This is a genomic window from Pseudoblastomonas aquimaris (assembly GCF_035481675.1).
In the GTDB taxonomy this organism is placed as follows: Bacteria; Pseudomonadota; Alphaproteobacteria; order Sphingomonadales; family Sphingomonadaceae; genus Alteriqipengyuania_B.
Genome location: NZ_JAYJJW010000001.1, coordinates 1,769,108 through 1,786,876, shown reverse-complemented (window position 1 = coordinate 1,786,876; position 17,769 = coordinate 1,769,108). Strand labels below are relative to the sequence as shown.

Genomic DNA, 17,769 nt, shown 5'->3' with positions numbered 1-17,769 from the left:
CCATCATGGCGGACCGCGAATGGACCGTCGAACTGGCGCCTGGCGTGTCGGCTTTCACGGCGGCCGAATGGGACGCGATGGCGGGCACCGCAAATCCTTTCGTGAAGCATGGTTTCCTTTCCGCGCTCGAGGATTCGGGCAGCGTCGGCCCCGGGACCGGCTGGCAGGCCATGCCGCTGGTGGTGCGCGACGAAAACGGCGCGCCGCGCGCCGCGCTGCCGGCCTATGCCAAGGGGCACAGCCAGGGCGAATACGTGTTCGATCACGCCTGGGCCGATGCGTGGGAGCGGGCAGGGGGCGATTACTATCCCAAGCTGCAGATCAGCGTGCCGTTCACCCCCGCCACGGGTCCGCGCATCCTTGGCGACACCGACCTTGCCCCGGCACTGTTCGCCGCCGCCCGGCAAGTGGTCGCGCGGCACGACTGGTCGAGCGCGCATGCGACTTTCATCGAACCGGCGCAGCAAGCCCTGTTCGAAGATGCCGGCTGGCTTTTGCGCAGTGACATCCAGTTCCACTGGCACAACCGCGACTATGCCGATTTCGACGGGTTCCTCGCCGACCTCGCCAGCCGCAAGCGCAAGGCGATCCGCAAGGAACGCGCCCGCGCCGTCGAGGGATTGGAGATCGTCCACCTCATCGGCGACGAGATAAAGGTGGGGCATTGGGACGCCTTCTGGGTGTTCTACCAGGATACCGGCGCGCGAAAATGGGGCACGCCCTACCTGACGCGCGCGGCGTTCGACCTGTTCGGCGAGCGGTTGGGGGAGGATCTCGTCCTGATGCTGGCGCTGGCAGAGGGCGTGCCGGTAGCAGGGGCGCTCAATTTCATCGGCGAGGATGCGCTATACGGGCGCTATTGGGGCTGCACCGAAGACCGGCCCTTCCTGCATTTCGAGCTATGCTATTACCAGGCGATCGACGTCGCCATCGCGCGCGGCCTCTCGAGGGTGGAGGCGGGCGCACAGGGCGGGCACAAGCTTGCCCGCGGCTATGAACCGGTCGAAACCGTGTCGGCGCACTGGATGCCCGATCCAGGCTTTCGCAGCGCCGTGGCCGATTTCCTCGAGCGCGAGCGCGCCGGTGTGAAAACCGACCGGATGTTCCTTGGCGAACGGACGCCGTTCAGGAAAGGCGGGTAGTCAGGCCGCGCGGCGGCTGGCGGACAGCCATTCGCGGGCGCGGCGCTGGGCTTCGGCAATCTCGCGGGCGGTCATCTCGTCGGAGATGTCGGCACGGCATTGCGCGGCCTCTTCATGCCCGTCGACCGCGGCGAGGTTGAACCACTTGTGCGCTTCGACAAGGTCGCACGGTGCGCCGTGGCTGCCGGTCGAAAAGGCGATGCCGAGATCGTAATAGGCGCCCGGATCGCCGTCCCCTGCGGCTGCCAGGCAGCTGGCGTCCAATGCGTCGGCGGCGATCTTGCTTTGCGTGTCGTAAGCAGATGCGAAGTCCTGCTCGAATGCGATTTTCATGCCCCTGTTCCCCCCGGTTCATGTGCGCCCTTGCGGGCCGGTGGATCGACAGTGGGAACTTATGGTCAATAAATGGTTAACGCAGGTTCGGCTTGGGGTTTTGCCGCTGTCCGCACCCGCTGCGAGCATCCGCCTTGTGCGGCCTTGGCGCAATGCCTATAGGCGCGCCATCCGGGGGAGAACGGATAGCGATTCACCGGCCCACGTGGCCGGTACGGGGATGAAACGGGACAGGCCGCCCGCGCGGGCGAAAGGATCGAAGTGGCAGGAAAACAAGCCGTTGCCGAAGACTACGTACCCAGCGAAAGCGAGGAATACATGTCCGAGCGGCAGCTCGAATATTTTCGCGGCCTGCTGACCGACTGGAAGAAATCGATCCTGTCCGCCGCCGAAGGCACGTTGCAATCGCTCCAGTCCGGCCCCTTGCGCGAACCCGATCCCAACGACCGCGCTTCAAGCGAAACCGACTGGTCGATCGAGCTCAGAACCCGGGATCGCCAGCGCAAGCTGATTTCCAAGATCGATTCCGCGCTGCGCCGCATCGACGAAGGCGAATACGGCTATTGCGAGGTAACCGGCGATCCCATCGGCCTCGGCCGCCTGATCGCGCGCCCCATCGCCACGATGACCGTCGAAGCGCAGGAAGCGCACGAGCGGCGCGAACGCATTTCCCGCGACGATTGAAATCGCGCGAAGAATACCGCCCGGTTAACCCTTTATTCGATTCTGGCGGCGTAAATCCGCGAAGTGAACCGCTTTGCCGGACAGCCGGCGGAGTCAACGCCAGGACCGGAGATCCATGAGCAACGTCGGCACCCGCAACCTGTCCCGTGACAGCCTGTTTGTCCTCAGCGACCTAACTGTGGCCGGCAGCAGCGACGTGCACCGCGTGAAGGTCCGCAACCTTTCCGAAGGCGGGATGATGGCCGAAGGCGCCGCCCCGGTGCAGCGCGGCGAAAAAGTCAGCGTCGAATTGCGCAATGTCGGCAAGGTCGACGGGGTCGTCGCATGGCTGCAGGGCAACCGCTTCGGCATCGCCTTTACCGATAACATCGACCCCAAGCTGGTCCGCGCCCCGGTCGGGAATAGCGACCTCGCATCGCCGCGCTTCACCCGCTCCGTGCTGGACGGCGCGCGCGACCCGTCCACGCTCCGCAAGATCTAGCCTGCACCGGCCGGCCCAGTTTCCGGCTGACCGGCTCGCCCGCGCTTGCTAGCAGGGCTGCGATGATCCGCCGCCCTTCCCGAACCCGAACGCCGAAAGCGATCGCCGCAGCGATGGCGCTGCTGGCGCTGGCCGCATGTTCGGGCAGCGCGGACGAGGAAATCGCGGTCGGTATCGTCGGAACGCCCGCCAGCGTGTTTGCCGACGGCATCCGCCTGTCGCCCGCCGCGCAAACCTATCGCGCCGCAGTGGCCGACGGGCTGGTCGGGCTCGACGAGAACGCCAGCGCTGTGCCGGCGCTCGCCGAGAGCTGGATCGTCACGGACGACGGGCGCAGCTATATCTTCCGCCTGCGCAACGGCCAGTTCGGTGATGGCGAGCCGGTGACGGCGCGCGCTGTTGCCGGCGCGCTGGAGCGGCGGATCATGGCGCTGTCCGGCACCTCGCTCGGACGCGATCTCGCCATCGTGGACGAGGTGCGCGCGATGGCCGGCAGGGTCGTCGAAATCCGGCTGAAGGCGCCGATGCCGCAATTCCTCGTCCTGCTGGCCCAGCCGGAGCTTGCCATTTCCGACGGCGACTCGCCGCGCGGCGCGATGACGGCGGAACGCAGCGGCGGGGAGGCGATGCTGGCGGCGACCGACCCGCAGCTCCTCGGCATGCCTCTGCCGCGCCGGTGGGAGGACATGGTGCGCCCGGTGCGGCTGGTGCCGGTCGACGCCGCGCGCGGGGTGGAGATGTTTTCCGACGGTGCGCTCGACGTGCTGCTGGGCGGCACGATCGCGACTTATCCGCTCGCGCCGTCGGGCACGCTATCGCGCGGCACCGTGCGCCTCGATGCGGCGCAGGGCCTGTTCGGCATCCGCGTGCTGCGCCCGACCGGCTTCCTGGCGTTGCCGCAGGGACGCGAGGCGCTGTCGATGACGATCGACCGCGACGGGCTGATCGAAGGGTTCAACCTGTCCGGCTGGACGCCGCGCGCCATCCCGGTCCCGGCCGATCTTTCGCGGCTCGATGCCAGCCAGCAGCCCGGCTGGATCGCGCTGACGCTGGACCAGCGGCGCGAAGTGGCCTGGCGGCGCCTGGCCCAGTGGCGCTCTGCCAACGGGGAAAGCACGATCGCCTTCACCATTGCCATGCCGCGCGGGCCGGGGGCGGAGCAGATCTTCAACGCGCTGGCGGGCGATTTCGCTGCCATCGGCGTGCCGCTGCGCCGTGCGGCGGAAGGGCAGACCGCCGACCTTGTGCTGGTCGACCGGGTGGCACGCTATCCGGCGGCGCGGTGGTACCTCAACCAGCTGGCGTGCGGCGCGGGGCAGGGGGCGTGCTCCGGCTATGCCGATTCGCTGGTGGACGAGGCGCTGGCCGCCGAAACCGACGCGGAATACGAGCGCCTGCTGCGGGAGGCGGAAGCCGAGCTGACCGCAGCGGAGGTGTTCATCAACCTCGGCCAGCCGCTGCGCTGGTCGCTGGCGCGCGCCGCCGTGACGGGTTTCGCGCCCAACGCCGCGGGCTTCCATCCCTTGCCACCGCTGGGTGTCGTCCCCAACTGATACACATGAGCAACCCGCTGACCCCGATCCCCGACGACGATCGCCGCGACGGCTTCGAAAGCGGCCGTGCGCGCCCGATGGGCCTCGACCTGCCGGTCGGCAGCGACCCGGCCTCCATCCGTCGCCGGATCGAGGCGATGGAAGCCTTGCTGGAGCGCAGCTTCGTCTTCCCCGGCTGGAACCGCCCGGTCGGCCTCGACGCGGTCGCGGGCCTGATCCCGGTGGTCGGCGACTTCGTGACGATGGCGATGGGCGCCTATATCGTGTGGGAAGCGAAGAACCTCGGCATGCCGAAGTGGAAGCTGCTCCGCATGGCGGGCAATGTCGGCTTCGACAGCCTGCTCGGCGCCGTGCCCGTCGTGGGGGACGCGTTCGACTTCTTCTACCGGTCGAACACAAAGAACCTCAAGATCGTCAAGAAGCACCTCGACCGGCACCATCCGGCGGACCGCACGATAGACGGCTGACCGTGTCCGCGCCTATAGCGCGCCCATGGCAGAACCCGCAGACGATGTAACCTATTCCAGCTATCTCGATCTCGAGCGGATCCTGAATGCGCAGCATCCCGCATCGGACGCGCATGACGAGCTGTTGTTCATCCTCATCCACCAGGTCAGCGAATTGTGGCTGAAGCTGTGCCTTGCCGAAATCGGCGGCGCGCGCGAGGAGATCGGCAAGGACCGGTTGCGGCCCGCGTTCAAGATGCTGAGCCGCGTGGCCCGCGCGCAGGGCCAGCTGATTTCCAGCTGGGACGTGCTCGCCACGATGACGCCCGCCGATTACACCAAGCTGCGCCCGCATCTCGGCAGCTCCTCCGGCTTCCAGTCGGCGCAGTACCGCTTGATGGAATTCATGCTGGGCGGGCGCAATCCGGACCATGTCACGATGCACGAGGCGACGCCGCAGGTGGCGGCGAAGTTGCGCGAGGAACTGACCCGGCCGAGCCTTTACGACGTCTCGCTCGCCTTGCTGCGGCGGCGCGGGTTCGACATCCCCGACGCGGTGCTGAACCGCAAGCTCGACGGGGCCTATGCGCACGACCCGGCGGTCGAGGCGGCATGGGCGGAAATCTACCGCAACTCGGAGGAGCACTGGGACCTCTACGAGCTCGCCGAAAAGCTGGTCGATCTCGAATACCATTTCCAGCGCTGGCGGTTCGGCCACCTCAAGACGGTGGAGCGGATCATCGGCTTCAAGACCGGCACCGGCGGCACGCCCGGCGTGCCCTATCTCGCCAAGGTTCTGGAACAGGGTTTCTTCCCGGAGCTTCTGTCCGTGAGAACCGCCCTATGACCAGACGCGCAACCATCCGCGATATCAGCCAGACGCTACGACCCGGTCTGCCCGTCTGGCCGGGCGACACGGCCTTCGCGTTCGAGCGCAGCTGGAAGATGGAGGACGGCAGCCCCGTCAACGTCGGCCGGATGACAATGAGCACCCATTCGGGTACCCACGGCGATGCGCCGCTCCACTACGCCGCCGACGGTGCGGATATCGCGAGCGTTTCGCTCGACCCCTATATTGGCGAATGCCTGGTGGTCGATGCGCGCGAGGTGAAGGGGCGCCAGATCGATGTCGGCGACCTGCCGCATCTCGAAAGCGCGGACCGGGTGCTCTTCCGCACTTTCGACAGCTTCCCGCACGATGCGTGGGACGAAGGGTTCACCGCCATCGCGGCGGACGCCATCGAGTGGCTCGCCCTGCAGGGTGTGCGGCTTATCGGCACCGATGCGCCCAGCGTCGACCCGCAGGATTCCAAGACGATGGACGCGCACAAGGCCGTGCTGAAACACGACATGCGCATCCTCGAAGGGCTGGTCCTCGATGGGGTCGAGGAAGGCCGCTATGAACTGATTGCCCTGCCGCTGAAGATCGCGGGCGGCGATGCCGGCCTGTGCCGCGCCATCCTGAGGGACCTGCCCGATGCCTGACGCCATGCTCCTCCGGGCTCGCGAATTGGACGAGGCGGATCCGCTCGCCGATTATCGCGACCGTTTCCTGCTGCCCGACGAGGTGATCTATCTCGACGGAAATTCACTCGGCGCGCTGCCCAGGGCCACGCCGAAGCGGATTGCCGAGGTTGTCGGCACCGAGTGGGGCCACGGCCTGATCCGCAGCTGGAACTCCGCCGACTGGATCGGCCTGCCGCAGCGCGTGGGCGGCAAGATCGCCCCGCTGATCGGCGCCGCCCCGCACGAAGTCATCGCCTGCGACAGCGTGAGCGTGAACCTGTTCAAGCTGATTTCCGCTGCCCTTGAATTGCGTCCGGGGCGCAATGTGGTGCTGAGCGAGCCCGGCAATTTCCCGACCGATCTCTACATGATCGAAGGCAGCCGGGCCGAGCAGCGGCTGGCGGACAGGGAATCGCTGGCGGGCGCATTGGACGACTGCGTGGCGCTGCTCCTGCTCACCCACGCCCATTACAAGACCGGCGCGGTGTTCGACATGGCCGCGCTGACGAAAGCGGCGCACGATGCGGGTGCGCTGGTGCTGTGGGACCTGTCGCATTCGGGCGGCGCGCTGCCGGTCGACCTGCGCAGCTGCGGAGCCGATTTCGCGGTCGGGTGCGGCTACAAGTATTTGAACGGCGGGCCGGGCGCGCCGGCCTATGCGTTCGTGGCGGAGCGGCATCACGACGCGCTGCGCCAGCCGCTGAGCGGGTGGATGGGCCATGCGCAACCCTTCGCTTTCGACGACGCGTATCGGCCTGCGCCCGGGGTGGACCGCCTGCTCTGCGGCACGCCCCCGGTGATCCAGATGACCGCGCTGGAAGTGGGCGTGGACCTCGTCGCCGAAATGGGCGTCGAGCGTCTGTGGGCAAAGTCGCGCGCGCTGTCGGAATTCTTCCGCGAATGCCTGGGAAAGACCGAGTTGGAGCTTGTTTCTCCCACGGACGCGGACGCGCGGGGCAGCCAGCTGAGCTACCGGCACGAAGAGGCCTATGCGCTCAGCCAAACGCTCATTGCCCGCGGCATCATCGGCGATTTCCGCGCGCCCGACATCCTACGCCTCGGTTTTGCGCCAGCGTACCTGACTTTCGAAGACATCGCCCGAGCCGCCGCCGCCCTGCGCGAAATCCTCGACACCGGCGCATGGGACCGCGACGAGTTCAGGCAGCGCGCGGCGGTGACCTGATTCCCTTCGTCATGACGCAGGGAAGTTGCGAATAAGCTACTCCTCCAGCTCGATGTCCCAGTAGAGCCAGTCGCGCCAGGTTTCGTGGAGGTAGCCGGGCGGGAAGCCGCGGCCTTGCTTCTGCAATTGCCAGCTGGTCGGGCGGATCGGTTCGTTCAGCACCGGCATTGCCGCCTGTTTCGGCGTGCGCCCGCCCTTCTTCATGTTGCACGGCGCGCAGGCGGCAACGATGTTCTCCCACGTCGTTTTGCCGCCCAGCCGGCGCGGTACGACGTGGTCGAAGGTCAGGTTCTGCGGGCTGCCGCAATACTGGCAGGCGAAGCGATCGCGCAGGAACACGTTGAAGCGCGTGAAGGCGGGAAACTGGCTCGGTTTCACATATTGCCGCAGCGCGATCACGGACGGCACCTGCATGTCGAGCGATTGCGAATGCACCGCCCGGTCGTAGGTTTCGACGATATCGACCCGCTCCAGGAACACCGCCTTGATCGCCGTCTGCCACGGCCACAGGCTGAGGGGGTAATAGGACAGCGGCGTATAATCCGCGTTCAGCACCAGCGCAGGGCAGCTTTCCAGCCGCCGGTCCGGATCCTCCGTGGCGCTGCGGAAATTCGCCGCGCGCTCCAGCAATTCGGCCTTGAACAATCCCGTTCTCCCCGATTGACACATGGGATCATGAGCATGGTTAAGCGTCAAGTTTATGACGCGGGTTTCCACAGTGTCGTCCACAGGGTGACCGATTGGGCCCTAGGGAGGGAGAGCGACGCTTCGCATTATGGCGGGGCGCGGCTAGGAACAGGCGCGTGACTGTCACCCGCTTCGCCCCGAGCCCCAATGGCCCGCTGCACCTGGGCCACGCCTTTTCCGCCATCGTCGCGCACGACCTCGCGAAGGCCGACGGCGGGCGGTTCCTGCTGCGGATCGAGGATATCGACGGGCCGCGCTCCCGGCCCGAACTGGCGGATGAATTCCGCCGCGATCTCGAATGGCTGGGGTTGGAGTGGACCGAGGTCGCGCCGCAGTCCGCGCGGCTTGGCCGTTATGCGGAGGCGGCACAGGCCTTGCAGGATCGCGGGCTTCTCTACCGCTGCCGCTGCACCCGCGCGGATATCGCCGCGAATGCCACCGAAACCGGCCCCGACGGACCGTTCTATCCCGGCACCTGCAAGGCCGCAGCAATCCCGGAAACGGAACCTGCCGCGTGGCGGCTGGACGTGGCCGGGGCGCTCGCCGAAACCGGACCGCTCGAATGGACCGACACGCTCCACGGCGACCAGCCGGCGCGCCCGCAGCTGCTCGGCGACGTGATGCTGGTGCGCAAGGACCTGCCGGCGAGCTACCACCTTGCCGCCACGCTCGACGATGCGGCGGACGGGGTAACCCTCGTCACGCGGGGGGCCGACCTGTTCAATGCAACCCATGTCCACCGGCTGCTGCAGGGGGTGTTCGGCCTGCCGGTGCCGCGGTGGCACCACCATCCGCTGTTGCTGGGCGATGATGGGCGCAAGCTGGCCAAGCGGCGCGGCTCCCCCTCGCTCGCCGACCGCCGGCTGGCGGGGGAGGACGGGCGCGCACTGGCCGACGACTTGCGGCAAGCGCGCTTTCCCGCTGGAATTACCCTGTCGCCGTTCCTATCTGGTGAAGCATGAACACGATCCTCATCATCCTCCTCGTCATTGCCTGCGGGTTTGTCGTCTTCTCGCTGGTGAAAGGCATCATCGCCTTCCTGCAGACGACCAAGCTGGACCTGGAGGCGAACGACGACAGCCGGGTCAAGATGATGCAGATGCGCCAGAACCAGGCGATGTTCAGCCGCATCAAGTGGCAGGCCGCCGCCGTTGCGGTCGTCGCCGTCCTGCTGATGCTCAACAGCTGAAGACTCCGGCCCGGTCGGGCCGACAGGGGGCGGCGATGGTCAAGCTCAACAAGATCTATACCCGCACCGGCGACGACGGTTCGACCGGACTGGTCGACGGCAGCCGCACCGAGAAGCACGGCGCGCGCATCGCCGCCATCGGCTCGGTAGACGAGGCGAATTCCGCGATCGGCCATGCGCTGATCGCCGCGAGCGACCATTCCGGCGCGCTGACCCGTATCCAGAACGATTTGTTCGATCTCGGTGCCGACCTTGCGACGCCCGCGGGCGAAGGCGAGGACTTCGCGCCGTCCGAGATGGTGCTACGCATCGTGCCGGCGCAAGTGACCTGGCTCGAAGATGCTATCGACACGCTCAACGAAACGCTCGAGCCGCTCACCAGCTTCATCCTGCCTGGCGGGAGCGAGGCGGCGGCCCGGCTCCATGTCGCGCGCGCAACCGTCCGCCGGGCGGAGCGTGACGTTGCGGCGCTGGCCGGTGCGGAAGCGGTCAACCCCGCGGCGCTCGCCTATATCAACCGCCTGTCGGATTATCTGTTCACGCTCGCGCGAGCGGTGAACGGGGGCGACGACCCGCTGTGGACGCCGGGGGCCAATCGCTAGGCTGTATTGCTGCAACTGCGAAGAGCGGCTAGTCCGCCGCCGGACATTCCGGTCTTTCAGGGCAGAGACACATGAAAAAAGTGGCGGTAATCGGCGCGGGCCAGATGGGTTCGGGCATCGCGCAGGTGGTAGGCCAGCACGGCATCGACGTGCTGCTTTCCGATATCGACCTCGCCGTGGCCGAAAAGGCCAAGCAGGGCATCGAAAAGTCGCTCGGCAAGCTGGTCGGGCGCGGCAAGATCGATCCCGATGCAGCCGAGGCCGCGCTCGCCCGGATCACCCCGGTCGCCGACTATGCGCCGATGGCCGAGGCCGACCTCATCATCGAAGCCGCGACCGAGCGGGAGGAAATCAAGAACCGCATCTTCGAAAGCGCCGGCAAGGTGCTCGGCCCCGATGCCATCCTCGCCAGCAACACCAGCTCCATCCCCATCACCCGCATGGCGAACCATTCGCCCGATCCGGCGCGCTTCATCGGCCTGCACTTCTTCAATCCGGTGCCGATCATGGGCCTGATCGAAGTCATCCCCGGCCTCGCCACCGCGAAGGACACGGTGAAGCGGACCCGCGCCTTTGCCGAGCACCTCGGCAAGCAGGTGGTGATGGCGGAGGACGAGCCCGGCTTCGTCGTCAATCGCATCCTGCTGCCGATGATCAACGAAGCGGTCTTCGTGCTGGGGCAGGGTACGGCAAACATCGTCGATATCGACAAGGGCTGCCGCCTCGGCCTCAACCACCCGATGGGCCCGCTCGAGCTCGCCGATTTCGTCGGGCTCGACACCTGTCTCGACATCATCAACGTGCTCTACAAGACCACGCGCGACACCAAGTACCGGCCCGCGCCGCTTCTGGTGAAATATGTCGAGGCGGGATGGCTGGGCCGCAAGACCGGCAAGGGCTTCTACGATTATTCGGGCGAGGAGCCTGTCGCCACGCGCTAGGGAACGCGCGCGGTGCCTGTGTCGTTCATGGGGAAAGGAGTTTCCCATGAGCGATAACAACAACGATAAACGCCCCAGCGATTTCGACGGCGAGCGCAAGCAGACCGACGAGCTCGCGCCCGAAAACGAGAACGCGGAACAGGTCGACGCCTATGCGCAGGCGCACAACGTCGCCGACCAGGCGATGGACCGCGCGACCAGCGTGCTGGGCGCCGACAGCGACCACGTGAAGAGCGCCGCCGGGGAGCCGGATGCGCAGGACACGGTCGACCACATGAAGCAGATGGACCGCTCGGGCGAAATCGACATGTCCGCCTACAAGGGCGAGCCGAACCACGACGACAATGTCGACAAATACGGCAAGCCGTCCAAGGTGGACGACCTGCGCGGCGACGGCACCTAACCCGGTGCCAGCGTATCGTTGCTGAGCACCCATAGGGCGACGATCAGCAACGCGGCCCCGGCGGAGATCGAATAGGCGATCAGCTTGATGTTGGGCAGTTTCGGCGCGTCCACCGAATGTGATGACAGGCGGTCGAACGCGCGGCAGGCGCGCCGTTCCGCCCCCAGCGCGAAGACGATGGCGAGCGCGATGAACATCGTCGCGATCGCCTTCGCCAGCCACGGCGGGTCGAATTCGCCGAACAGCGCGCGGAAACCGATCCCGATGGCGATGGCGGCAAAGGCGGTGCGCATCCAGCCGGCAAAGGTGCGCTCGAGCGCCATCAGCGTGCGGTCCTCGGCCCAGTCGGTCCGGTTCTCCGCCCATTTCGTGCTGCGATCGACCTCTTCGTCGTCGCCGGGTCCATCAATAGCCATGCGGCGACGCTAAAGCCTCGCGGCGAAAAGGCAAATCAGCCTTCGCCGGCCTCGCGCTTCAATTCATAGAGCTTCTCCAGCGCCTCACGCGGGGAGAGCGCATCGATGTCGAGCGCTGCGAGCGTTTCGCGCAGCTGGTCGCATTCCTCTTCCTGCGCTTCCATCGCGGCACTGAACAGCGGCAGGTCGCCGAGGCCCGCGGCAAGCCCGCCGGTTTCCGCGCGGCCTTTCTCCAGCTTGCCGAGCACCGATTTCGCCCGCGCGACGACTTTGGGCGGCACGCCGGCCAGCTTGGCGACGGCGAGCCCGTAGCTGCGGTCCGCCGCGCCTTCCGCCAGCTCGTGCAGCAGCACGAGATCGCCTTTCCACTCTTTCGCGCGGACATGGTGCAGGCTCAGCGCGTCGCAGCTGTCGGCAAGGCGGGAAAGCTCGTGGTAATGGGTCGCGAACAGGCAGCGGCTGCGATTGGTCTCATGGATCGCCTCGGCCACCGCCCATGCCAGCGCGAGGCCGTCATAAGTCGATGTGCCGCGCCCGACCTCGTCGAGGATCACGAAACTCCGCTGCGTCGCCTGGGCGAGGATGGCGGCAGTCTCGACCATCTCGACCATGAAGGTGGAGCGCCCGCGCGCCAGGTTGTCCGCCGCGCCGACGCGGCTGAACAGCCGGTCGACCAGTCCGATCCGCGCAGCGTCGGCAGGCACGTAGCCGCCTGCCTGCGCGAGCAGGACGATCAGCGCGTTCTGGCGCAGGAACGTCGACTTGCCGCCCATGTTCGGCCCGCCGATCAGCCACAGCCGGTCCTGCCGCGACAGCGTGCAATCGTTGGCGACGAAGCGCTCGCCCGCCGCTTCGAGTGCGGCCTCGACCACCGGATGGCGACCGGCGGTGATTTCGAGGCACGGTTCGTCGAGCAGCTCCGGCCGGGACCAGCCGCCTTCCGCCGCCCGCTCCGCCTGGCCCGCCGCGACATCGATCCGCGCCAGCGCCGCCGCGGTCGCGGCGATGGCTTCGCGCCGCGCGGCCACGGCTTCGCACAGCTCCTCGAAATGCGCTTCCTCCGCGGCCAGCGCATGGCCGCCCGCCTCGGCAATGCGGGTCGCTTCCTCGTGCAGGCTGACTGAGTTGAAGCGCACCGCGCCGGCCATGGTCTGGCGGTGGGTGAAACCGCTGTCCGGAGCCATCAATGCATCGGCGTGCTTCGCCGGAACCTCGATGAAATAGCCGAGCACGCCGTTGTGCTTGATCTTCAGCCGGTCGATACCGGTTTCCTGCCGGTAGCGGGCTTCCATCGCGGCGATCGCGCGGCGCGCGTTGCCGGAGGTCGCGCGTAATCCGTCTAGAGAGGCGTCGTAGCCTTCTGCGATGAAGCCACCCTTGGCCCGCTCGGTGGGCGGGGCGGGCACCAATGCGCGGTCGAGCGGGTCGGTCAGCGCGCCGTGCCCGCCAAGGTTCGGCAGCAGGCTTTCGAGCAATCCGGGTCGGTCGGGTGCGCCCGCAAGGTGATCACGCAGGCGCCGCGCTTCGTTCAGCCCGTCGCGCACCTGGCCAAGATCGCGCGGGCTGCCGCGACCTGCGACCACGCGGCCCAGCGCACGGCCGATGTCCGGCAGCGCCTTCAGCACGCTGCGCACGTCCGCGCGCAGGATCGGGTCGTCGTGGAAGAAGCTCACGAGGCCCTGCCGCGCCAGGATAGCCTCGCGGTCCGTCAGCGGCGCGGCGAGGTCTTCCGCCAGTTGGCGCGCCCCGGCACCGGTCGTGCAGCGATCGACGGCGGCCAGCAGGCTCCCGGCCCGCGTTCCCTGCTGCGATTGCAACACTTCGAGACTGGCCAGCGTTGCTTCGTCCATGGCGAGGCGCGCGGACCCGCTCGCGGCGACCGGCGGCAGCAACAGGGGCAGCGTGCCGCGCCCGACATGGTCGAGATAGGCGATCAGGCCGCCGGCGGCCGCCAGCATCGCGCGGCTGAAATCGCCGAATCCGTCGAGCGTCGCGACGCCGTGGACCTTGCGCAGCCGCTCCGCCCCACCGTCGCTGCCGAAGTCGGACTTGCCGCGTTCGATCGCGTCGTCGGGAGCCGCGCCCCAGCCTTCGGGAACCACGACCTCGCTCGCCCCGATCCGCGCGAGCATGGCGGAAAGGGCGGCAGGCTCGCCATCTTCCAGCACCATGCGTCCGGTGGAGATGTCGACGCTTGCCAGCCCGATCCGATCGCGCACTTCGCAAACCGCGGCGAGCACGTTGGCGCGGCGCGGTTCCAGCAAGGCCTCTTCGGTCAGCGTGCCTGCGGTCACGAAACGCACGATGTCGCGCGCCACCAGTGCCTTCGACACAGGCGTGCCTTCGCGCTTGGCGCGTTCCTTCGCCTCGGCCGGGGTTTCGACCTGTTCGGCAATCGCGACCCGGCGTCCGGCGCGGATCAGGCGGGCGAGATAGCTTTCCGCCGAATGCACCGGCACGCCGCACATCGGCACCGGCTCCCCGCCGTGTTCCCCGCGGGTGGTGAGAGCGATGTCGAGAACCTGCGCCGCGTCGCGCGCGTCATCGAAGAACAGCTCGAAGAAATCGCCCATCCGGTAGAACAGCAGGCATTCCCCGGCCTCGCGTTTCAGCGCCTGGTATTGCTGCATCATCGGGGTGGCGGATCCGGCCATGGCGGGATGCGTAGCGGGGCGCGAGGCGATTTGGGAAGCGGCCCCTTGCGGCTTTCCCCCGCGCTGCCCCGCTGTTAGGGCGAAGGTGCAGACTGAGAAAGGCGCCCCCTTGTCCGAAGACGATACCAACCGGTTCACCACGCGCGAGGCGCTGTTCTACCACGAGACGATCCGCCCCGGTAAGATCGAGATCGTGGCATCGAAGCCGATGGCGACGCAGCGCGACCTCAGCCTGGCCTATTCGCCCGGCGTGGCCGCCCCGGTGGAAGCGATCGCGGAAGACCCGGCGAATGCCGCGCGCTATACCGCGCGCTCCAACCTGGTGGCGGTGATTTCCAACGGCACCGCGATCCTTGGCCTCGGCAATTTGGGCGCGCTGGCTTCCAAGCCGGTGATGGAAGGCAAGGCGGTGCTGTTCAAGCGGTTCGCCGATGTCGATTCCATCGATATCGAACTCGACACCGAAGACCCGGACAAGTTCATCGAAGCAGTGGCGCTGATGGAGCCGAGTTTCGGCGGCATCAACCTGGAAGACATCGCCGCGCCCGAATGCTTCATCATCGAGCAGGCCCTGCGCGAGCGGATGAATATCCCGATCATGCATGACGACCAGCACGGCACCGCGATCATCGCGGCGGCGGGCCTGATCAACGCCTGCCACCTGACGGACCGCAAGCTGGAAGACGTGAAGATGGTGGTAAACGGTGCCGGCGCCTCCGCGCTGGCTTGCACCGCGCTGCTGAAGGCGATGGGCATCCAGCACGAAAACGTGATCGTGTGCGACCGCAGCGGGCCGATCACGCCGGGCCGCGACAACGTGGACCAGTGGAAAAGCGCGCATGCGGTGGAGACCGAGGCGAAGGACCTGCACGAGGCATTGAAGGGTGCGGACATCTTCCTCGGCCTCAGCGCGGCGGGTGCCCTGAAGCCCGATTGGGTCGAAGAGATGGCCGACCGTCCGATCATCTTCGCGATGGCCAATCCCGTGCCCGAAATCATGCCGGACGAGGCGAAGCGCGTGCGCCCCGATGCGATTATCGCCACCGGGCGCAGCGACTATCCCAACCAGGTCAACAACGTGCTGGGCTTCCCCTTCATCTTCCGCGGCGCGCTCGACGTGCGGGCGACCGCGATCAACGAGGAAATGAAGATCGCCGCGGCGCAGGCGATTGCGGAGCTGGCCCGCCAGCGCGTGCCGGAAGAGGTTGCCGCGGCCTATGGCATCGACCACCAGTTCGGCACCGACTACATCATTCCCGCACCGTTCGATCCGCGGCTGATGGAGGTCGTCTCCAGCGCGGTGGCCAAGGCGGCGATGGATTCGGGCGTGGCGCAAAGCGCGATCGAGGATTTCGACGCCTATCGCCTTGCGCTCCGGTCGCGGCTCAACCCGACGACGTCGGTCCTCACCCGGGTTTACGAGAATGCGAAGGCAAACCCCAAGCGGATGGTGTTTGCGGAAGCCGAGGAAGACGTGGTGCTGCGCGCCGCGATCCAGTTCCGCGATTTCGGTTACGGCACGCCCATCCTCGTCGGCCGGACGGAAAAGGTGCAGGCCAAGCTGAAGGAACTGGCGGTGGACGACATCGACAGTTTCGAAATCGCCAATTCCGCCGTGCACGACAGCGTGCCGCAGATGGTCGACTTCCTCTACAAGCGGCTGCAGCGGCGCGGCTATACCGAGCGTGACGTGCGCCGGATGGTCAACCAGGAACGCAATGTCTTTGCCGCCCTGCTGGTCGCGCTGGGCGAGGGCGACGGGCTGATTTCCGGCCTCACCCGCACCTTTGCGCAAACCGCGCGCGAGGTGAACCTGGTGCTCGATCCGAAGCCCGACGCGCTGCCTTTCGGCATCCACCTGATGATCGGCAAGAGCCACACGACCTTCATGGCCGACACGACAATCAACGAACGCCCGTCGAGCGAGGAGCTGGCCTATATCGCGCGGGAAACCGCTGCCGTGGCCCGGCGGCTGGGGCACGAACCGCGCGTCGCTTTCCTGTCCTACTCCACCTTCGGCAATCCCAGCGGCAAGTGGCTGGAGAATATCCGCGAGGCGGTCCACATCCTCGACCGCGACGGGGTGGATTTCGAATACGAAGGCGAAATGGCGCCCGACGCCGCGCTCAATCAGAAAGTGATGGAGCTCTACCCATTCAGCCGCCTGTCTGCGCCGGCCAACGTCCTGATCATGCCGGGGCTGCAATCGGCCAATTTGTCGGCCAAGATCCTGCGCGAGTTGGGCGGCAACGCCACGATCGGGCCGATGCTGGTCGGCATGGAAAAGCCGGTCCAGATCGCGCCGATGACCGCCATCGCGCCCGACCTGCTGACGCTGGCCGTGCTCGCGAGTGCCGGGGTGGTCGGCTGAGGGCTAGAAGGGCAATTCCTTCCCGCTGTATTCGACGAAGCGGAAGCCCCCGCCGCCGGCCTGTTCGACCACGTCGACAAGGCCGCTGACGCTTTCTTCCACGGTCAGCTTGGCGTTTGGTCCGCCCATGTCGGTCTGCACCCAGCCGGGATGGAGCGCGAGTACCTCGATATTGCGGGGTCCCGCGTCCTGTTCGGCGATGCCCTTTGCCAGCATGTTGAGCGCGGTCTTGCTGGTGCGGTAAAGCTCGTACCCGCCGGAACTGTCGGCGATCGACCCCATCAGCGAAGACATGACCGACAGCGTGCCGCCGTCCTTCATCGCGGGCAGCAGCGCCTTGGCGGCGGCGGCCGGACCGTAGGCGTTGGTCATCATCACGTCGGCCACCTCGTCACGCGTCGCCTGCTCGGCAGACTGGTGCTGGGCCCCGGTAATCCCGGCGTTGATGATGATGGCATCGAGGCTGGCGTCATCGAAGCCGAGGTCGGCGTAGCTCCCTGTATCCGTCACGTCCGCCGTCACGATGCGCAGGCTCTCGCCCTCCAGCGCGTGCAGCTCGTCGCTGCGGTCGCGCTCGCTCGCGGTGACGTGCCAGCCGCGCTCCATGAATTCGCGCACTAGGCCGAGCCCGATGCCGCGCGAGGCGCCGAGGATGAATACCGATTTGTCTGCCATTAAAGTCTCCAGGAATTGTCAGCCGGCGCGCTTGTCCAGCAGCTTTTGCATTTCGTCCCTGCCATCGCGCGCGTTGTCGAGGCAGGTCTGCAGGCGCCCGGCATCCTTGCCGAGGCCCATCCGCGTGGCCTGCGCCACCAACGCGGCATAGCTGGCGAGGCCGAAGTGGGTGAAGCGCTGGAACTGCATCACGATGGCATCGTCGCGCGCATCGTCCGTCTCGAACCGGCCGGAAATCACGTCACGCTCGGTATCGGCGACCAGGCCGTCCATTCCGGCATTGCGTCGGCCGTCCAGTGGGCGGTGATGGTCCGATAGCACGTCCTCGACGATCCCGATGCCTTCGCGAATGCCGCATACGCCGTTATCGAGCGCGGTCTTCAGTTCGCCGTCGGTGAGCTCTGCCATCCGGGCTGTCGCATCGCGCGACGCGCGGTCGGCTGACAACAGCTCTTCGAGCTGGTCGAGATAATAGTCCTTGGCGGTGCGACCCATGGCGTGAT

20 protein-coding genes are annotated in these 17,769 nt (G+C 67.0%); 14 read left to right on the top strand and 6 right to left on the bottom strand.

Features of this window, described 5'->3' with window-relative positions; all coding sequences use genetic code 11:
• Window positions 1–5: 5 nt before the first annotated feature.
• The gene (locus tag VCJ71_RS08885) at window positions 6–1,142 is read left to right on the top strand and encodes a GNAT family N-acetyltransferase (protein ID WP_324640601.1); all 1,137 of its coding nucleotides are present in this window, start codon (window positions 6–8) and stop codon (window positions 1,140–1,142) included.
• On the opposite strand, the gene VCJ71_RS08880 is transcribed toward VCJ71_RS08885, so the two are convergent.
• Window positions 1,143–1,475 carry an SEL1-like repeat protein gene (locus tag VCJ71_RS08880; RefSeq protein ID WP_324640599.1) on the bottom strand — a complete coding sequence of 111 codons (333 nt, stop codon included), beginning with the start codon at window positions 1,473–1,475 and terminating at the stop codon, window positions 1,143–1,145.
• A 318-nt stretch (window positions 1,476–1,793) separates the two neighbouring features.
• On the opposite strand from VCJ71_RS08880, the gene dksA reads away from it, so the two are divergent.
• The 7 genes from dksA (at window position 1,794) to kynU (ending at window position 7,328) form a co-directional block, all read left to right on the top strand.
• The gene (gene dksA / locus VCJ71_RS08875; RefSeq protein WP_324640917.1) at window positions 1,794–2,159 is read left to right on the top strand and encodes an RNA polymerase-binding protein DksA; all 366 of its coding nucleotides are present in this window, start codon (window positions 1,794–1,796) and stop codon (window positions 2,157–2,159) included.
• Window positions 2,160–2,274: 115 nt separating this feature from the next.
• On the top strand, window positions 2,275–2,640 hold the full coding sequence (locus VCJ71_RS08870; RefSeq protein WP_324640597.1) for a PilZ domain-containing protein: 366 nt from the start codon (window positions 2,275–2,277) through the stop codon (window positions 2,638–2,640).
• A gap of 113 nt (window positions 2,641–2,753) precedes the next feature.
• Complete coding sequence (locus VCJ71_RS08865; RefSeq protein WP_324640595.1) at window positions 2,754–4,193, top strand: ABC transporter substrate-binding protein; 1,440 nt, start codon at window positions 2,754–2,756, stop codon at window positions 4,191–4,193.
• Window positions 4,194–4,270: 77 nt separating this feature from the next.
• The gene (locus VCJ71_RS08860; RefSeq protein ID WP_324640916.1) at window positions 4,271–4,660 is read left to right on the top strand and encodes a DUF4112 domain-containing protein; all 390 of its coding nucleotides are present in this window, start codon (window positions 4,271–4,273) and stop codon (window positions 4,658–4,660) included.
• Between the two features lie 25 nt (window positions 4,661–4,685).
• Window positions 4,686–5,486 carry a tryptophan 2,3-dioxygenase gene (locus VCJ71_RS08855; RefSeq protein ID WP_324640593.1) on the top strand — a complete coding sequence of 267 codons (801 nt, stop codon included), beginning with the start codon at window positions 4,686–4,688 and terminating at the stop codon, window positions 5,484–5,486.
• Window positions 5,483–6,124 carry an arylformamidase gene (gene kynB, locus VCJ71_RS08850; protein WP_324640591.1) on the top strand — a complete coding sequence of 214 codons (642 nt, stop codon included), beginning with the start codon at window positions 5,483–5,485 and terminating at the stop codon, window positions 6,122–6,124. Before VCJ71_RS08855 ends, kynB begins: the two co-directional genes overlap by 4 nt.
• Window positions 6,125–6,128: 4 nt before the next feature.
• On the top strand, window positions 6,129–7,328 hold the full coding sequence (kynU, locus tag VCJ71_RS08845; protein WP_324640914.1) for a kynureninase: 1,200 nt from the start codon (window positions 6,129–6,131) through the stop codon (window positions 7,326–7,328).
• A gap of 36 nt (window positions 7,329–7,364) precedes the next feature.
• Here the strand turns inward: kynU and VCJ71_RS08840 are convergent, their stop codons facing one another.
• A complete protein-coding gene (locus tag VCJ71_RS08840) occupies window positions 7,365–7,973 on the bottom strand; it encodes an HNH endonuclease (RefSeq protein WP_290136280.1) in 609 nt (202 codons plus the stop codon).
• 158 nt (window positions 7,974–8,131) lie between these two features.
• On the opposite strand from VCJ71_RS08840, the gene gluQRS reads away from it, so the two are divergent.
• The 5 genes from gluQRS to VCJ71_RS08815 all read left to right on the top strand — a co-directional run bounded on the left by gluQRS (window position 8,132) and on the right by VCJ71_RS08815 (window position 11,150).
• Window positions 8,132–8,977, top strand: coding sequence for a tRNA glutamyl-Q(34) synthetase GluQRS (gluQRS, locus tag VCJ71_RS08835; RefSeq protein ID WP_324640587.1), 846 nt, complete (start codon window positions 8,132–8,134; stop codon window positions 8,975–8,977).
• Complete coding sequence (locus VCJ71_RS08830) at window positions 8,974–9,204, top strand: hypothetical protein (protein WP_324640586.1); 231 nt, start codon at window positions 8,974–8,976, stop codon at window positions 9,202–9,204. The genes gluQRS and VCJ71_RS08830 overlap by 4 nt, the downstream gene beginning before the upstream one ends.
• 35 nt (window positions 9,205–9,239) lie before the next feature.
• Window positions 9,240–9,806, top strand: a complete 567-nt coding sequence (locus VCJ71_RS08825) for a cob(I)yrinic acid a,c-diamide adenosyltransferase (protein WP_324640584.1) — start codon at window positions 9,240–9,242, stop codon at window positions 9,804–9,806.
• 71 nt (window positions 9,807–9,877) lie between these two features.
• Complete coding sequence (locus VCJ71_RS08820; protein WP_324640582.1) at window positions 9,878–10,747, top strand: 3-hydroxyacyl-CoA dehydrogenase NAD-binding domain-containing protein; 870 nt, start codon at window positions 9,878–9,880, stop codon at window positions 10,745–10,747.
• A 46-nt stretch (window positions 10,748–10,793) separates the two neighbouring features.
• Window positions 10,794–11,150: a hypothetical protein gene (locus tag VCJ71_RS08815; protein WP_324640580.1), complete on the top strand. Its 357-nt coding sequence runs from the start codon at window positions 10,794–10,796 to the stop codon at window positions 11,148–11,150.
• Here VCJ71_RS08815 and VCJ71_RS08810 read toward each other — a convergent pair.
• Both VCJ71_RS08810 and mutS read right to left on the bottom strand, forming a co-directional pair.
• Window positions 11,147–11,566, bottom strand: a complete 420-nt coding sequence (locus tag VCJ71_RS08810) for a YidH family protein (protein ID WP_324640579.1) — start codon at window positions 11,564–11,566, stop codon at window positions 11,147–11,149. The two genes, VCJ71_RS08815 and VCJ71_RS08810, sit on opposite strands and share 4 nt — an antisense overlap.
• A 35-nt stretch (window positions 11,567–11,601) precedes the next feature.
• Window positions 11,602–14,220 carry a DNA mismatch repair protein MutS gene (mutS, locus tag VCJ71_RS08805; protein WP_324640578.1) on the bottom strand — a complete coding sequence of 873 codons (2,619 nt, stop codon included), beginning with the start codon at window positions 14,218–14,220 and terminating at the stop codon, window positions 11,602–11,604.
• Between the two features lie 109 nt (window positions 14,221–14,329).
• Between mutS and VCJ71_RS08800 the strand changes: the two genes are divergently transcribed.
• On the top strand, window positions 14,330–16,591 hold the full coding sequence (locus tag VCJ71_RS08800) for an NADP-dependent malic enzyme (RefSeq protein ID WP_324640576.1): 2,262 nt from the start codon (window positions 14,330–14,332) through the stop codon (window positions 16,589–16,591).
• 3 nt (window positions 16,592–16,594) lie between these two features.
• On the opposite strand, the gene VCJ71_RS08795 is transcribed toward VCJ71_RS08800, so the two are convergent.
• On the bottom strand, window positions 16,595–17,266 hold the full coding sequence (locus tag VCJ71_RS08795) for an SDR family NAD(P)-dependent oxidoreductase (RefSeq protein ID WP_324640574.1): 672 nt from the start codon (window positions 17,264–17,266) through the stop codon (window positions 16,595–16,597).
• 18 nt (window positions 17,267–17,284) lie between these two features.
• Window positions 17,285–17,761 (bottom strand): YciE/YciF ferroxidase family protein, encoded by a 477-nt coding sequence (locus VCJ71_RS08790; protein WP_324640572.1) that lies wholly within the window; start codon window positions 17,759–17,761, stop codon window positions 17,285–17,287.
• Between the last annotated feature and the right edge of the window lie 8 nt (window positions 17,762–17,769).

Coding starts and splice junctions, on each gene's coding strand:
- VCJ71_RS08830 (WP_324640586.1), top strand. CDS start 8,974: ATGAACACGATCCTCATCATCCTCCTCGTCATTGCCTGCGGGTTTGTC.
- VCJ71_RS08795 (WP_324640574.1), bottom strand. CDS start 17,266: ATGGCAGACAAATCGGTATTCATCCTCGGCGCCTCGCGCGGCATCGGG.
- VCJ71_RS08865 (WP_324640595.1), top strand. CDS start 2,754: ATGGCGCTGCTGGCGCTGGCCGCATGTTCGGGCAGCGCGGACGAGGAA.
- VCJ71_RS08870 (WP_324640597.1), top strand. CDS start 2,275: ATGAGCAACGTCGGCACCCGCAACCTGTCCCGTGACAGCCTGTTTGTC.
- kynB (WP_324640591.1), top strand. CDS start 5,483: ATGACCAGACGCGCAACCATCCGCGATATCAGCCAGACGCTACGACCC.
- VCJ71_RS08880 (WP_324640599.1), bottom strand. CDS start 1,475: ATGAAAATCGCATTCGAGCAGGACTTCGCATCTGCTTACGACACGCAA.
- kynU (WP_324640914.1), top strand. CDS start 6,129: ATGCTCCTCCGGGCTCGCGAATTGGACGAGGCGGATCCGCTCGCCGAT.
- dksA (WP_324640917.1), top strand. CDS start 1,794: ATGTCCGAGCGGCAGCTCGAATATTTTCGCGGCCTGCTGACCGACTGG.
- mutS (WP_324640578.1), bottom strand. CDS start 14,220: ATGGCCGGATCCGCCACCCCGATGATGCAGCAATACCAGGCGCTGAAA.
- VCJ71_RS08815 (WP_324640580.1), top strand. CDS start 10,794: ATGAGCGATAACAACAACGATAAACGCCCCAGCGATTTCGACGGCGAG.
- VCJ71_RS08885 (WP_324640601.1), top strand. CDS start 6: ATGGCGGACCGCGAATGGACCGTCGAACTGGCGCCTGGCGTGTCGGCT.
- VCJ71_RS08825 (WP_324640584.1), top strand. CDS start 9,240: ATGGTCAAGCTCAACAAGATCTATACCCGCACCGGCGACGACGGTTCG.
- VCJ71_RS08860 (WP_324640916.1), top strand. CDS start 4,271: ATGGGCCTCGACCTGCCGGTCGGCAGCGACCCGGCCTCCATCCGTCGC.
- VCJ71_RS08790 (WP_324640572.1), bottom strand. CDS start 17,761: ATGGGTCGCACCGCCAAGGACTATTATCTCGACCAGCTCGAAGAGCTG.
- VCJ71_RS08855 (WP_324640593.1), top strand. CDS start 4,686: ATGGCAGAACCCGCAGACGATGTAACCTATTCCAGCTATCTCGATCTC.
- VCJ71_RS08810 (WP_324640579.1), bottom strand. CDS start 11,566: ATGGCTATTGATGGACCCGGCGACGACGAAGAGGTCGATCGCAGCACG.
- VCJ71_RS08820 (WP_324640582.1), top strand. CDS start 9,878: ATGAAAAAAGTGGCGGTAATCGGCGCGGGCCAGATGGGTTCGGGCATC.